The organism is Pseudomonas sp. 65/3-MNA-CIBAN-0223, assembly GCF_040310425.1.
GTDB classification, from domain to species: domain Bacteria; phylum Pseudomonadota; class Gammaproteobacteria; order Pseudomonadales; family Pseudomonadaceae; genus Aquipseudomonas; species Aquipseudomonas gregormendelii.
Genome location: NZ_JBEOPV010000017.1, coordinates 1 through 14,200, shown reverse-complemented (window position 1 = coordinate 14,200; position 14,200 = coordinate 1). Strand labels below are relative to the sequence as shown.

Here is a 14,200-nt window from a genome sequence, read left to right as displayed (position 1 = left end):
GGTGTGGCGTCAGACGCCGGCAATCAACTGCCGGGCCGCCTGGCTGTGATCCGCTATCAAGCCCTTCAGGTCCAGCCCTTCCACCTGCCCGTCAATCACCCGCCATTTGCCGCCGATCATCACCCGATCCGCGCGATCCGCGCCGCATAGCAGCAGGGCCGACACCGGATCATGGCTGCCGGAGAAACGCAGTTCATCCAGCTTGAACAGCGCCAGGTCGGCCTGCTTGCCCACCGCCAGTTCGCCGATGTCGGTACGTCCCAGCAAACTCGCCGAACCCTTCGTGGCCCAGCCCAGCACCAGTTCCGGAGTGATCTTCTCGGCACCGTAGCGCAGGCGCTGAATGTAAAGGGCCTGGCGGGTTTCCAGCATCATGTTCGACGCATCATTGGAGGCCGAGCCGTCCACACCCAGGCCGAGCAATGCGCCGGCAGCGGTCAGATCCAGCGTCGGGCAAATGCCCGAGGCCAGGCGCATGTTTGAGCTCGGGCAATGACAGATCCCGGTGCCTGCCGCGCCCAGGCGGGCGATTTCATCCGGGTTGAAGTGAATGCCATGGGCCAGCCAGGTGCGCGGGCCGAGCCAGCCGACACTGTCCAGATAGTCGACGGTACGCAGGCCGAAGCGTTGCAGGCAGAAGTCTTCTTCGTCCAGGGTCTCGGCCAGGTGGGTGTGCAGACGCACGTCGAGTTTGTTCGCCAGTTCGGCGCTGGCGGACATGATCTGCGGCGTCACCGAAAACGGCGAGCAGGGCGCCAGGGCGATCTGGATTTGCGCGCCGTCGCCGCGTTCGTGGTAAGCGGCGATCAGTCGCTGGCTGTCGTCGAGTATCACTTCGCCTTGCTGTACGGTCTGTTGCGGCGGCAAGCCACCGTCTTTTTCCCCAAGGCTCATGGAACCGCGGGTGAGCATGGCGCGCATGCCCAGTTCACGCACGCTCTCGACTTGCACGTCGATGGCGTTTTCCAGGCCTTCGGGGAACAGGTAGTGGTGATCCGCAGCCGTGGTGCAACCGGACAGCAGTAATTCGGCGAGGGCCACTTTGGTGGCTAAAGCGAGTTTTTCCGGAGTGAGGCGTGCCCATACCGGATAGAGGGTTTTCAGCCACGGAAACAGCGGTTGGTTGACCACCGGCGCCCAGGCGCGGGTCAGGGTCTGATAGAAGTGGTGGTGGGTGTTGATCAGCCCCGGCAGGATCACATGTTCGCGGGCATCGAAGACTTGATCGCAGGGGGTGGCCGGTTGCTGGCCAGCGCCGAGCACTTCTACGATCACACCGTCTTGCACCACCAGGCCACCACGGGCGTCGAGCTCATTGGCAGTGAAAATGGCGAGGGGATTTTTTAACCAGGTACGGGTCGCAGGCATGTTGGCCGGCTCCTCTGAAAGTTGGGTTCAGGTTAGCCAGCTCAGTGATTACCCTGTCTGCTGATCCAGGGTCGCCGCGGGGACGAGGTGCGCAGTTTCAAACAAAACCGCTTGGCGAGCAAGCCCGGCCCGACCGGACGCTGGCGCTCACTCCTCGTGGGGCTGCCCGTACCCTGTGCAGGAGCCCGCTTGCTGGCGATGCAGGCGCCTCGGTGTTTCAGTAATGCCGAGCAGATGCCATCGTATGCAAGCCGGCTCCTGGAGAGCCGGCCCGTGACCAAAGGAAGTGCTTACCAGGGAATGGTTTCGCCTTTGTAGTTAACGAAATGATGCCCACCCTTACCGGCGTACGCATTGACCTGATCCACCAGCCCGCGGGTGCTGGTCTGCACGTCGATGTCGGCACCTTCACCGCCCATGTCCGTTTTCACCCAGCCCGGATGCAGCGACAACACCGTGAGTTTCTGCTCGCCCAATTGCGTGACAAAGCTGTTGGTCATGGAGTTGAGCGCGGCTTTACTGGCTTTGTACAAGGCCAGCTCAGGCGCGTCCGGCATGGTCACGCTGCCCAGCACCGAACTCATGAACGCCAGCACGCCGCTGTCGGGCTGGATCTGTGCGGCAAATCGTTGCGCCAGGTTGATCGGTGCTACCGCGTTGGTGAAGAACAGTTGCCCGACTTCGGCCAGCGTAGCGCCACCGGGCGTTTGCACGTCCGGGCCCTTGACCCCGGCGTTGACGAACAACAGATCGAACACTTCACCCTTGAGCTTCTGGCTCAGGGCAATCACGGCTTGCTGATCGTCCATGTCGAGTTTTTCGATGCGCACATTGCCCAGGGCCTGCAAGGCTTCGGCGTTCTGCGGGTTGCGCACGGTGGCAGTGACCTGCCAGCCATCGGCCAGCAGGGTTTTCACCAGGCCTAGCCCGAGGCCCCGGGAGGCGCCGATGATGAGTGCGGTTTTTGCCTTGGACATGAGTGGCTTCCTTGATGAATGAGGATCACGGATTTAATGGACAACGCTGGCCGAGTCGTTGTTGCAACTGATGACGCAATTCGCCAAGTTCTACCATGCGCGCCTCGATCAGTTTGAGCTTGTCTTGCAGCAATTGAGTGACGGCACCGTCCGGATTGACGGCGGGGCGGTTTTTGTTTGCGGCCTGGCAGCTCAATGCCCTGCTGCAGGGGGGAAGCTCGTTGCTGGTGGTGTTCCTGGTGTTTGAATTGGCGTGGGGCATTGTCCAGGTGTTGCCTGTGAGCGCCCCATCGCGGGCAAGCCCGCTCCCACAATGGCCGAGTTGAACTCGATATTATCGGTCGGCACCAAACCCTGTGGGAGCGGGCTGGCCCGCGATGAGGGCCTGACAGTCACCCCTAACGCCCAGCCTGCCAAGGCTGCCCCAACGACACCGGCGCATACAACCGAGTGCGCACTGCATCCCGGGACAGCAGCACCAGCACCACGATGGTCGCGACATACGGCAGCATCGCCAGCAGGCTCGACGGAATCGCCAGCCCCAACCCCTGCGCCACCAGGTGCAGGATGCTGGCGAGACCGAACAGATAGGCGCCCAGCAACAGGCGCCACACCCTCCAGCTGGCAAACACCACCAGCGCCAGGGCAATCCAGCCGCGTCCGGCGCTCATGTTCTCGGCCCACATCGGCGTGTAGGCCAGCGACAGGTATGCCCCGGCCAGCCCGGCCATCGCCCCGCCGAACAACACTGCCAGGGTGCGCACGCCCAGTACCGGCAGCCCCATGGCGCTGGCCGCGTCGGGGTTTTCGCCAACGGCCTGAATGATCAGCCCCACGCGACTTTTCAAAATCACCCACGCCACCAGGCCAAACAACACAAAGGACAGGTATACCAGCAGGTCCTGGGCGAACAGCATGCGCCCGATCAGTGGAATCTCGCTGAGATACGGAATCGCCACCGGCTCGAATCCGGCCAGGGGTTTACCCACCCACGCCGCGCCGACAAAGGTCGACAGGCCCACGCCGAATATCGTCAGCGCCAGCCCGGTGGCTACCTGGTTGGCGTTGAAAACCAGAGCGACCAAGGCGAACAGTGAGGACAGCAGCATCCCGGCGAGCATCGCCAGCACCACTCCGAGCCACAGGTTGCCGCTGTTGAGTGCGACGATAAAACCGATCACCGCGCCAAACAGCATCATCCCTTCCTGGCCCAGGTTGAGTACGCCGCTCTTCTCGCAGATCAGCTCGCCCAGCGCCACCAGCAGCAACGGCGTGCCGCAGCGGATCATGGCGTAGAAAATATTGCTCAGCAGATCGATGTCCATCACAGGGCTCCAGCGTGTGCGGCGGTGGCTGGGGCGCGACGGGCCCAGCGCAGGTTCAGGCGCGGTCGGTAGAGAATCAGCACATCACTGGCGAGCAGGAAAAACAGCATCATCCCCTGGAACAGCTGCGTGATCGCCTGCGGCAGATTCATGCTCATTTGTGCGCTCTCGCCGCCGATGTACAGCAGGGCCATCAGCAGGCTGGCAAACAGAATGCCCAGCGGATTCAGGCGCCCGAGAAAAGCCACGGTGATCGCCGCGTAGCCGTACCCTGGCGAGACCTGCGGCACCAGTTGGCCGATCGGCCCGGTGACTTCGCAAACACCAGCCAGCCCGGCCAAGCCGCCGCTGATCAACAGTGCCAACCAGATCAGACGCTTCTCACGAAAGCCGACAAAACCGGCCGCGCGGGTGTCCAGCCCGAGGACTTTTATCTGGAAGCCGACGAAGCTTTTTTGCAGCAGCACCCACACGGTCACCAAGGCCAGCAGGGCGAAGTACACACCGGCGTGAACCCGGCCATCCTCCATCAACAGCGGCAGGCGGCTGGCGTCGCCAAACATCGCCGACTCGGGGAAATTGAAGCCTGCCGGGTCCTTGAGCGGCCCGTGCACGCAGAACAGCAACAGGTTGAGGGCGATGTAATTGAGCATGATGCTGGTGAGAATTTCGTTGGCGTTGAAGCGCGTGCGCAGCCACGCCGTCAGCCCGGCCCAGGCGGCACCGGCCAGGGTACCGGTGAGCAGGATCAGCGCCAGTGCCCAACGACTCTGCATATCAATGATGTTCACTGCCAGGGCACTGCCGGCCAACGCGCCGAGGAGCAGTTGGCCTTCGGCGCCGATGTTCCAGATTCGCGCCTGGTACGCCACTGCCAGGCCCAGGGCGCAGAGCAGGATTGGCAGCGCCTTGACCAGCAATTCGGAGACCCCATACAAATCGCTCACGGGGGCGATCAGTAGCGTGTGCAGGGTCAGGAGCGGGTCATGCCCCAGTGCGATAAATAACAACGAGCCGCAGGCCAGCGTGAGGACTGCCGCCAGTAACGGCGAGCACCACAACATCAGGCGCGATTGGCGGCCACGGGGTTCGAGAGAAAGCAGCATGAAAGACTCCGTTATACCGTCGCCGGTGCGGGTGAGCAGGAAGCGTCGAACTGGCCAGCCATCCAGCCGCCGACATCGATCAGGCGAGTGTCGACGGTGGCCCTCAGGGGCGACAGTCGACCACCGCAGAGCGCGCCGAGGCGGTCGCTGATCTGGAACAATTCGTCGAGATCCTCGGAGATCACCAGGATCGCTGCGCCGGCATCGCGTAAGGTGATCAGCGCCCGGTGGATGACCGCCGCCGCACCCACGTCGACGCCCCAGGTAGGGTGTGCAGCCACCAACAGCTTTGGTTGCTGCAGGATTTCCCGGCCGAGGATGAATTTTTGCAGGTTGCCGCCGGACAGGCTGCGCGCCGGGGTCTGGGTATCAGGTGTCTTGACGCCGAAGCGGCGAATGATCTCTTCAGCCAGGGCTTTGACCTTGCTGCGCTGGATCAGGCCCTTGCTCACCAGCCCCTGCTGGAAGGCGGTCAGCAGGGCATTGTCGGCCAGGCTCAGGTCCGGCACTGCGCCATGGCCCAGGCGCTCGGCGGGGACAAAGGCCAGGCCGAGTTTGCGCCGTGCATCGGGGCGCAGATGGGCGACGGGTTTTGTGCTGAAACGGATGATGTTGCGGTCTCTGTGGGGCAGACGTTTCTCACCGCTGAGCAAGGCCAGCAATTCATCCTGGCCATTACCCGCAACCCCGGCGATACCGACGATTTCACCGCAGCGCACGGCAAGGTCGAGGTCTTTGAGCGAGCAGCCAAACGGATCCGGGTTGGCCCACGACAGGGCGCTCACGCCCAGGAAGACCTCGCCACCTTGCGCTTTCGGGTAATCGGTCATCAGCTCGGCAGCTTCCCCGACCATCAGCCGTGCGAGTTGCGGGTCCGAGCATTGCGCCGGAACGCAGTGCCCGGCTACTCGACCGCCGCGCAACACCGTGGCGCTGTGGCACAGGGCGCGAACTTCGCCGAGCTTGTGGCTGATAAACAGAATGCTGCAACCTTCGGCGGCCAGTCGGCGCAAGGTCACGAACAAATCGTCGGCTTCCTGGGGCGTCAGCACTGAAGTCGGTTCATCGAGAATCAGCAGTTTGATGTCCTGCATCAGGCAGCGAATGATCTCCACCCGCTGGCGCTCGCCGATCGACAGGCTGTGAACCAGGCGTTCCGGCTCCAGGGCCATGCCATAACGGCGTGACACTTCACGAATTTTCGGTTCGAGCTGTTTCGGCGTGCCGGCGGCGGCGCCCATTGCCAGGGCAATGTTCTGCGCCACGCTCAGGGTTTCGAACAGCGAGAAGTGCTGGAACACCATGCCGATCCCCAGCTCGCGAGCCTGCCCCGGGTTGCGCATGACCACCGGCTGCCCCTGCCAGATCATTTCCCCGGCGTCGGCCTGGGTAACGCCGTAGATGATCTTCATCAGGGTGCTTTTGCCAGCACCGTTCTCACCCAGCAAGGCGTGGATCTCGCCAGGTGCGATGGTCAGGTCGATGGCGTCGTTGGCCAGGCAACCGGGGTAGCGCTTGGTGATTCTGCGCAGTTGCAGACGCGGTGTTCGATCAGGGCTCGGCGCTTGGATAGACATGACAGGCTCGGTCGATTGAAGTTATGCCTGTGGATAAAGCAATTTCCTGGCCATTGAGTCAGGAAAATTCAAATAATCCTGAATCACAGGCCGTCAAGCCAATGCGCGGTCGGCAGCGCCTGCCGATCCGGGCACCAACAAGGGGCAGAGCCCTTGGTGACGCTGTGATTTCGCGCAGGAACATTTGGTTAAAAATCGATCAGTAGGCCGCAACCCATGCAGTATCTGGGGTCGCGACAGGAGTGAACGGGTTATCCACAGATTGCTCCACAGTATTTGTGCGCAAGCGCGAACACCGGGCATAAGCGCTGCTTTGCTTTCTTCTAAAGGACATAAACAGGGCTAACTGATTGTTTTAATGAGAATTTGCAGGTGTTATCAGCAGCATTGGACGAAAAATGAACAAAGCCCGCAAAGCCGCATGACAGAAGGGTTACAGCCGTATGTGCTCAGGTTATCCACAGGCGGGTGCACAGTAGATGTGGGCAATTAGTGGTCGTCGGGAAATTGGGTGATGCCCTAAAAGATCGCAGCCTTCGGCAGCTCCTACGGGATCGGGGTGCCCATTGGATTGCGGCGCCAAGCAAATCCGCAGGCGTCCGGCAAGCATGCTCCTGCAAGGTGGCGCTTTACGTAGGAGCTGCCGAAGGCTGCGATCTTTTGATCTTAGCGCTCCAACACTATCCGCCCACGACTCAGATCCGCCAACAACGACTGCAGCGCATCGATCTGATGCTCACCCACCGCCAGCTGCAAATCCACCCCATTGCCGGTAAACGTCTCCTGCACCACCAGCCCGCCTAATTCCGCCACCCGAATCTTCACCAGGGCCAGCTCGGCGAAGCCGCACGCGCAGCTCACGGGCACGCGGCTGATCAGTTCGATTTTTGCCGCCGCCTGCAGGCATTTGTTGGCGCCACCGCCGTAAGCCCGGGCGAGGCCGCCGGTGCCGAGTTGAATACCGCCGTACCAGCGAATCACCAGGACTACCACCTGATCACAATCCTGGGCATCGATTGCCGCCAGAATCGGCCGGCCGGCCGTGCCGCCGGGTTCGCCGTCGTCGGTGCTGCGGTACTGATCGCCGAGTTTCCACGCCCAGCAGTTGTGCGTGGCGTTCAGGTCGCTGTGCTGCTCGATGAACGCCTGGGCGTCTGCCGGGCTGCTGATGGGAGCGGCCAGGGTGATGAAGCGGCTTTTGCGAATCTCTTCGCGATACTCGCAAAGCTCGCTGAGGGTATAAGGCATAGTGATCTTAAGTGGGGTGTCTTAAATAGCAGGCGTCACGCCGCAGCCCTTGAGGATGATGCGGATCAGGTTGTTGCCGGCGTCTTCCATGTCCTGCCTGGTCAACTTGCTACGGCCGGTTACGCGGCAGATCTGGGTGGAGAAGTCAGCGTAGTGCTGGGTGCTGCCCCACAGCAGGAAGATCAGGTTGACCGGATCTACCGGGTCCATCTTGCCGGCGTCAATCCACGCCTGGAACACCGCCGCCCGTCCCTGGAACCAGGCGCGATAATCCTGGTTGAAATACTCGGTCAGGCACTCGCCGCCGCTGATCACTTCCATCGCGAAAATCCGCGAAGCCTGGGGCTGGCGCCGGGAGAATTCCATCTTGGCGCGAATATACCGCGTCAGCGCCTCAGCGGGCTCGTCTTCGGCTGTCAGGGTGTTGAAAGTGCTGTCCCACAACTCGATGATGTTACTCAGCACCGCCACGTACAAACCCAGTTTGTTGGTGAAGTAATAATGCAGATTCGCCTTGGGCAAGCCGGCATTCAGGGCGATGGTGTTCATGCTCGTGCCTTTGAACCCGTGACGGGCGAACTCGTCTTCGGCGGCTTTGATGATCGCCTCTTCGTTCTTCTGACGAATGCGGCTGGCGGGTTTGTCGCCGTGAGCAGGGACTTCAAAGGTCATAGTCACTTCCGAACAGGTAGGTGGGTGCAGCCAGAGCGTTGATAGCGCACCCACGGGTATCCGACAAGTCCTGTCTTGATAAAAGCCTTACAGCTGCTTGATCGGCTCGCTTTTGGGCAGGGCAGCGTCAGCCTGCGCTACGGATTTTGCTTCCGGCAGCAGCAGGCACATCAGGATGGCGGTCAGCCCGCCGCTGGTGATGGCCGAGTCGAACAGGTTTTGTACCAGTTTTGGCATCAGGTGCAACAGGTTGGGCTGCGCGGCAATGCCCAGGCCCACGCCGAAGGAAGTGGCAATGATCAACATGCTGCGCCGGTCCAGCGGTGCTTGGGCGAGAATGCGCACGCCGGCTGCCGCGACGCTGCCGAACATCACCAGGGTCGCGCCACCGAGTACCGGTTTGGGGATTTGCTGCAGCACTGCACCAATCAACGGAAACAGACCCAGACAAAACAACACGGCGCCGATGTACAACCCGACGTAGCGGCTGGCTACGCCAGTCAACTGGATCACGCCGTTGTTCTGCGCGAACGTGGTGTTGGGGAATGCGCTGAACGTCGCGGCAATCAGGCAGCTGACGCCATCGCCCAAGACACCACCCTTGAGCCTGTTGATGTAGGACGGCCCGCTGATCGGCTGGCGCGCGAGCATGCAGTTGGCCGTCAGGTCGCCAACGGTTTCGATGGTGCTGATCAGATAGATCAGGGCGACAGGCAGGAAGGCGCTCCAGTCGAAGCTGAAGCCGAACTTGAAAGGAAGGGGCAGGCTGACCAGGGGCAGGTCGGGCAAGGGCTGCGGCACCAGTTTGCCACTGAACCATGCAGCGAGGCTGCCCAGCACCAGGCCAATGATGATTGCCGACAGTCGGACCCAGGGCGTGTTCGAACGGTTGAGCAGGATGATCGTCAGCAAGACGAATACTCCCAGGGCCAGATTGCCCGGGGCGCCGAAGTCCGTGGCGTTGAAACCGCCACCCAGGTCAGTGATGCCAACCTTGATCAGGCTGATGCCGATCAGCGTGATCACGATACCGGTGACCAGTGGCGTGACCACACGGCGCAATTGGCCGATGAAGCGGCTCAGGACCACCTGGACCACCGCGCCGAAGAAACACACGCCGAAGATCATTGCGAGGATGTCCTCCGGGCTGCCACCCCGTTGCTTGACCAGAAACCCGGCCGACAACACCGCCCCCAAAAAAGCAAAACTGGTGCCCTGCAGGCAGATCATCCCGGCACCGATGCCGAAAGGCCTGCGAGCCTGGATGAAGGTCCCGACGCCCGACACCATCAGCGCCATGCTGATCAGGTACGACAAATGGGCGGTCAAGCCCAGGGCCGAGCCAATGACCAGCGGCGGGGTGATGATGCCGACGAAACTGGCGAGCACGTGTTGCAGGGCGGCGAGGATCGCGGCCAGTGGTTGCGGGCGGTCGTTGAGGCCGTAGATCAGATCGCTGGGGTTGGAGGATTCTGGCTGCATGGACGAAGTTCTTCTTGAGCGGGTGACGGTAGTGTCATCCTGCAAAAAGCTGTCCAAGTGCTCAGGTTATTTGCCTTCAGGTTCTCTCCAGCCTTTTGATTACGATGCCTCAATGGATTTTTACCGGGTCGCGGCAAGGCTCTCCAGGAAGCTCTCCAGCACCAAATGGGGGCGACGGCCCTTGCGGGTGACCGATGCGAGGCTCAGGTCATAAAACCGCGCCTTGGGTTTTAGCGCGCGCAGGCGGCCTTGCTGCACCCAGAGGCTGGCGTAATGGTCCGGTAGATACCCGATGAAGCGCCCGGTAAGGATCAGGAACGCCATGCCTTCGCGGTCCGAGGCACTGGCGGTGCAATTGAGTGCCTGGTAGTGGGCCTGAATATCGGCGGGCAGGCGGAAGGTCGGGGCGATGGCGTCCTGGCTGTTGAGGCGCTCATCATCGAGCTGCTTGTCGTCGACATAAAACAGCGGATGACCGACCGCGCAGTAGAGCAGCGAGCGTTCGTCGTAGAGCGGCTGATATTCCAGCCCCGACAATGCGCTGGCCTGGGGCACGACGCCGACATGCAGGCGACCGTCGAGTACGCCTTGTTCGACTTCGTTGGGCGCGATCATGCGGATCTGAATCTGCACGTCGGGCCCGCGCTCCTTCAATTGGGCGAGGGCGTGGGTAATGCGCATATGGGGCAGGGTGACCAGGTTATCAGTCAGGCCAATCGTCAATTCGCCGCGCAGATGCTGGTGCAGACCATTGACCTCGGTGCGAAAACTTTCCAGCGCACTCAACAGCTGCAACGCCGACTGGTACACCTCGCGGCCTTCCTCGGTCAGGGAAAAACCGGCGCGACCGCGTTGGCAAAGGCGCAAGCCCAGGCGCTGCTCCAGATCGCTCATCTGCTGGCTGATCGCCGAGCGACCGATGCCCAGCACCGACTCGGCAGCGGAGAACCCGCCGCACTCGACCACGCTGCGAAAGATCCGCAGCAGGCGGATATCAAAGTCGCTGACTTGCGCCAGTGGATCGGGGCGGCGTGTGCTCATGGGCGAATGACTCAAAGTTTAGTAATGGGCCGACTGAACATTAGAAAAGTTGGATTTCACAGACTTTATCTCCGTGGCAATTTAGCTGCAAGAACGCTTTTGATCTCTATGCCGCTTATTGCCCTACGAGGTTTTGCACATGAACATGCCCGAAAACGCCCGGTCGCCGCTGGCCAGCCAGCTCAAGCTGGACGCGCACTGGATGCCGTACACCGCCAACCGCAACTTTCAGCGTGATCCGCGCCTGATCGTTGCCGCCGAAGGCAGCTGGCTGACCGACGACAAGGGCCGCAAGGTGTATGACTCGCTGTCGGGCCTCTGGACCTGTGGCGCCGGGCACACTCGCAAGGAAATCCAGGAAGCGGTCGCCAGGCAGTTGGGCACCCTCGACTACTCGCCAGGCTTCCAGTACGGCCACCCGCTGTCGTTCCAGCTGGCAGAGAAAATCACCGACCTGACGCCGGGCAACCTGAACCATGTGTTCTTCACCGACTCGGGTTCGGAGTGTGCCGACACTGCAGTGAAGATGGTTCGTGCCTACTGGCGTCTGAAAGGCCAGGCCACCAAGACCAAGATGATCGGCCGCGCTCGCGGCTATCACGGCGTGAACATTGCTGGCACCAGCCTTGGTGGAGTGAATGGCAACCGCAAGATGTTCGGTCAGGCGATGATGGACGTCGATCATCTGCCGCACACGCTGCTGGCCAGCAATGCCTACTCCCGTGGCATGCCAAAGGAGGGCGGTATCGCCCTGGCGGATGAACTGCTCAAGCTGATCGAACTGCATGACGCTTCGAACATTGCCGCCGTATTTGTCGAGCCAATGGCCGGTTCTGCCGGCGTGCTGGTGCCGCCTGAGGGTTACCTGAAGCGCCTGCGCGAGATCTGCGACCAGCACAACATCCTGCTGGTGTTCGACGAAGTGATCACCGGTTTCGGTCGCACCGGTTCGATGTTCGGTGCCGAAAGCTTCGGTGTGACCCCGGACCTGATGTGTATCGCCAAGCAAGTCACCAACGGTGCGATCCCGATGGGTGCGGTCATTGCCAGTTCCGAGATCTACCAGACCTTCATGAACCAGGCGACGCCTGAGTACGCGGTGGAATTCCCCCACGGCTACACCTATTCCGCGCACCCGGTGGCTTGCGCTGCCGGCCTGGCCGCACTCGACCTGCTGCAAAAGGAAAACCTGGTGCAGAGCGTGGCGCAAGTCGCGCCGCATTTTGAAAGCGCGCTGCACGGCCTGAAGGGCTCCAAGAACATCATCGACATTCGTAACTACGGCCTGGCCGGTGCGATCCAGATCGCTCCACGTGATGGCGATGCGATCGTGCGTCCGTTCGAAGCGGGCATGGCGTTGTGGAAAGCCGGGTTCTACGTGCGCTTCGGCGGCGACACCCTGCAGTTCGGCCCAACGTTCAACAGCAAGCCGCAGGACCTTGATCGCCTGTTCGACGCGGTCGGCGAAGTGCTGAACAAAATCGATTGATCGACTCTGTACCTGAATTAATTGGCCCACTACTTGGGACTGATTGACCGAACACTTGTAGGAGCGAGCTTGCTCGCGATGAACCAGAGGGCGCCGCGGTCATCCAGGCAGCCCACGTCATCGTTAGCCTCCATCGCTGGCAAGCTAGCTCCTACATATATAAGCAGGCGTTCCCAAGACGCCCGCGAACACATTTTCTGGAGCCCCGCATGAGCCTTATCCCGCATTTGATCAATGGTGAGCTGGTGACCGATAACGGTCGCACTGCCGACGTGTTCAACCCGTCTACCGGTCAGCCCATCCACAAGGTTCCATTGGCCAGCCGCGAAACCATTCAACAAGCCATCGACGCGGCCAAGGCTGCGTTCCCGGCCTGGCGCAATACGCCACCGGCCAAACGTGCCCAGGTGATGTTCCGCTTCAAGCAACTGCTGGAACAGAACGAAGCGCGCATCTCCCAGCTGATCAGCGAAGAGCATGGCAAGACCCTGGAAGACGCCGCGGGCGAACTGAAGCGTGGCATCGAGAACGTGGAATTCGCCTGTGCCGCTCCGGAAATCCTCAAGGGCGAGTACAGCCGTAACGTCGGCCCGAACATCGATGCCTGGTCGGACTTCCAGCCGCTGGGCGTAGTGGCGGGTATCACTCCTTTCAACTTCCCGGCAATGGTGCCGTTGTGGATGTACCCGCTGGCGATCGTCTGCGGTAACTGCTTCATCCTCAAGCCGTCCGAGCGTGATCCGAGTTCCACGCTGCTGATTGCTCAGCTGTTGCTCGAAGCCGGTCTGCCCAAAGGCGTGATGAGCGTGGTGCATGGCGACAAGTCCGCAGTGGACGCGCTGATCGAGGCGCCTGAGGTCAAGGCCCTGAGTTTTGTCGGCTCGACGCCGATTGCCGAGTACATCTATGCCGAAGGCACCAAGCGTGGCAAGCGCGTGCAGGCACTGGGTGGCGCCAAGAACCATGCGGTATTGATGCCCGATGCCGACCTGGACAATGCGGTCAGCGCACTGATGGGCGCGGCCTATGGTTCCTGTGGCGAGCGTTGCATGGCGATTTCGGTGGCCGTCTGCGTGGGCGACCAGGTTGCCGATGCGCTGGTGGACAAGCTGGTGCCGCAGATCAAGGCGCTGAAGATTGGCGCGGGCACTTCCTGCGGCCTGGACATGGGGCCACTGGTGACCAGTCAGGCACGGGACAAGGTCAGCGGTTATGTCGATGACGGCGTTGCTGCGGGCGCGAAGCTGGTGGTGGATGGTCGTGGCCTCAGCGTATCCGGTCATGAAGAAGGCTTCTTCCTGGGCGGTTGCCTGTTCGATCACGTCACCCCAGAGATGCGCATCTATAAAGAAGAGATCTTCGGGCCGGTGTTGTGCGTAGTCCGCGTCAACAGCCTGGAAGAAGCCATGCAGCTGATCAACGATCACGAGTATGGCAACGGTACTTGCATCTTCACCCGTGATGGCGAAGCGGCGCGGTTATTCTGCGACGAGATCGAAGTCGGCATGGTTGGGGTTAACGTGCCGCTGCCGGTACCCGTGGCGTATCACAGCTTTGGCGGCTGGAAGCGTTCGCTGTTCGGCGACCTGCATGCCTACGGTCCGGATGGTGTGCGCTTCTATACTCGCCGCAAGGCGATTACCCAGCGCTGGCCACAACGGGCGAGCCATGAGGCATCGCAGTTCGCATTCCCTAGCTTGTAAGCAGGGGACAAAGGCCGGCCCATTGGGCCGGCCTTTGTGTTTTCGGGGCTTTTTTGACTGATATGACAGATTTGTGAAAACAGCGCTTGACGGCAGATTTCAGATGTCTATAATTCGCCCCACTTCCGGCGCAGCCGAAACGGAAAACTCCTTGGTAAACAATGAGTTACGCAGTTTTGACGGTCAGCTGCTTCAGGTCATCGAAGCGCAAA

11 protein-coding genes and 1 pseudogene are annotated in these 14,200 nt (G+C 61.2%); 2 read left to right on the top strand and 10 right to left on the bottom strand.

Annotation, left to right across the window (positions count from 1 at the left end; translation table 11 throughout):
• Window positions 1–9: 9 nt before the first annotated feature.
• From AAEZ09_RS20015 to AAEZ09_RS19970, 10 genes and pseudogenes are all read right to left on the bottom strand, one after another.
• Complete coding sequence (locus AAEZ09_RS20015) at window positions 10–1,368, bottom strand: 8-oxoguanine deaminase (protein WP_350600521.1); 1,359 nt, start codon at window positions 1,366–1,368, stop codon at window positions 10–12.
• 290 nt (window positions 1,369–1,658) lie between these two features.
• Complete coding sequence (locus AAEZ09_RS20010; protein WP_045058187.1) at window positions 1,659–2,345, bottom strand: SDR family oxidoreductase; 687 nt, start codon at window positions 2,343–2,345, stop codon at window positions 1,659–1,661.
• Window positions 2,346–2,370: 25 nt separating this feature from the next.
• A pseudogene (locus AAEZ09_RS20005) lies at window positions 2,371–2,502 on the bottom strand (MerR family transcriptional regulator); the annotation flags it as partial.
• A gap of 241 nt (window positions 2,503–2,743) precedes the next feature.
• Window positions 2,744–3,670, bottom strand: a complete 927-nt coding sequence (locus tag AAEZ09_RS20000) for an ABC transporter permease (protein ID WP_205894206.1) — start codon at window positions 3,668–3,670, stop codon at window positions 2,744–2,746.
• Window positions 3,670–4,776: an ABC transporter permease gene (locus AAEZ09_RS19995; protein WP_045058190.1), complete on the bottom strand. Its 1,107-nt coding sequence runs from the start codon at window positions 4,774–4,776 to the stop codon at window positions 3,670–3,672. The genes AAEZ09_RS20000 and AAEZ09_RS19995 overlap by 1 nt, the downstream gene beginning before the upstream one ends.
• Window positions 4,777–4,787: 11 nt before the next feature.
• The gene (locus tag AAEZ09_RS19990) at window positions 4,788–6,347 is read right to left on the bottom strand and encodes an ABC transporter ATP-binding protein (RefSeq protein ID WP_502947585.1); all 1,560 of its coding nucleotides are present in this window, start codon (window positions 6,345–6,347) and stop codon (window positions 4,788–4,790) included.
• Window positions 6,348–7,019: 672 nt separating this feature from the next.
• Complete coding sequence (locus AAEZ09_RS19985) at window positions 7,020–7,601, bottom strand: IMPACT family protein (RefSeq protein WP_350600518.1); 582 nt, start codon at window positions 7,599–7,601, stop codon at window positions 7,020–7,022.
• 21 nt (window positions 7,602–7,622) lie between these two features.
• On the bottom strand, window positions 7,623–8,273 hold the full coding sequence (locus AAEZ09_RS19980) for a TetR/AcrR family transcriptional regulator (protein WP_045058193.1): 651 nt from the start codon (window positions 8,271–8,273) through the stop codon (window positions 7,623–7,625).
• 87 nt (window positions 8,274–8,360) lie between these two features.
• Window positions 8,361–9,755: a uracil-xanthine permease family protein gene (locus tag AAEZ09_RS19975; protein WP_350600516.1), complete on the bottom strand. Its 1,395-nt coding sequence runs from the start codon at window positions 9,753–9,755 to the stop codon at window positions 8,361–8,363.
• Window positions 9,756–9,875: 120 nt separating this feature from the next.
• Window positions 9,876–10,796: a LysR family transcriptional regulator gene (locus AAEZ09_RS19970; protein WP_045058195.1), complete on the bottom strand. Its 921-nt coding sequence runs from the start codon at window positions 10,794–10,796 to the stop codon at window positions 9,876–9,878.
• Window positions 10,797–10,935: 139 nt separating this feature from the next.
• On the opposite strand from AAEZ09_RS19970, the gene aptA reads away from it, so the two are divergent.
• Window positions 10,936–12,285, top strand: a complete 1,350-nt coding sequence (gene aptA, locus AAEZ09_RS19965) for an omega-aminotransferase AptA (protein WP_045058196.1) — start codon at window positions 10,936–10,938, stop codon at window positions 12,283–12,285.
• Window positions 12,286–12,494: 209 nt separating this feature from the next.
• Window positions 12,495–13,988, top strand: a complete 1,494-nt coding sequence (locus AAEZ09_RS19960; RefSeq protein ID WP_350600515.1) for a CoA-acylating methylmalonate-semialdehyde dehydrogenase — start codon at window positions 12,495–12,497, stop codon at window positions 13,986–13,988.
• The last annotated feature ends 212 nt before the right edge of the window (window positions 13,989–14,200 follow it).

Bases quoted from the DNA above. Each gene is read 5' to 3' on its own strand.
- AAEZ09_RS20010 (WP_045058187.1), bottom strand. From the start codon at position 2,345: ATGTCCAAGGCAAAAACCGCACTCATCATCGGCGCCTCCCGGGGCCTC.
- AAEZ09_RS20000 (WP_205894206.1), bottom strand. From the start codon at position 3,670: ATGGACATCGATCTGCTGAGCAATATTTTCTACGCCATGATCCGCTGC.
- AAEZ09_RS19960 (WP_350600515.1), top strand. From the start codon at position 12,495: ATGAGCCTTATCCCGCATTTGATCAATGGTGAGCTGGTGACCGATAAC.
- aptA (WP_045058196.1), top strand. From the start codon at position 10,936: ATGAACATGCCCGAAAACGCCCGGTCGCCGCTGGCCAGCCAGCTCAAG.
- AAEZ09_RS19985 (WP_350600518.1), bottom strand. From the start codon at position 7,601: ATGCCTTATACCCTCAGCGAGCTTTGCGAGTATCGCGAAGAGATTCGC.
- AAEZ09_RS19980 (WP_045058193.1), bottom strand. From the start codon at position 8,273: ATGACCTTTGAAGTCCCTGCTCACGGCGACAAACCCGCCAGCCGCATT.
- AAEZ09_RS19975 (WP_350600516.1), bottom strand. From the start codon at position 9,755: ATGCAGCCAGAATCCTCCAACCCCAGCGATCTGATCTACGGCCTCAAC.
- AAEZ09_RS19970 (WP_045058195.1), bottom strand. From the start codon at position 10,796: ATGAGCACACGCCGCCCCGATCCACTGGCGCAAGTCAGCGACTTTGAT.
- AAEZ09_RS20015 (WP_350600521.1), bottom strand. From the start codon at position 1,368: ATGCCTGCGACCCGTACCTGGTTAAAAAATCCCCTCGCCATTTTCACT.
- AAEZ09_RS19995 (WP_045058190.1), bottom strand. From the start codon at position 4,776: ATGCTGCTTTCTCTCGAACCCCGTGGCCGCCAATCGCGCCTGATGTTG.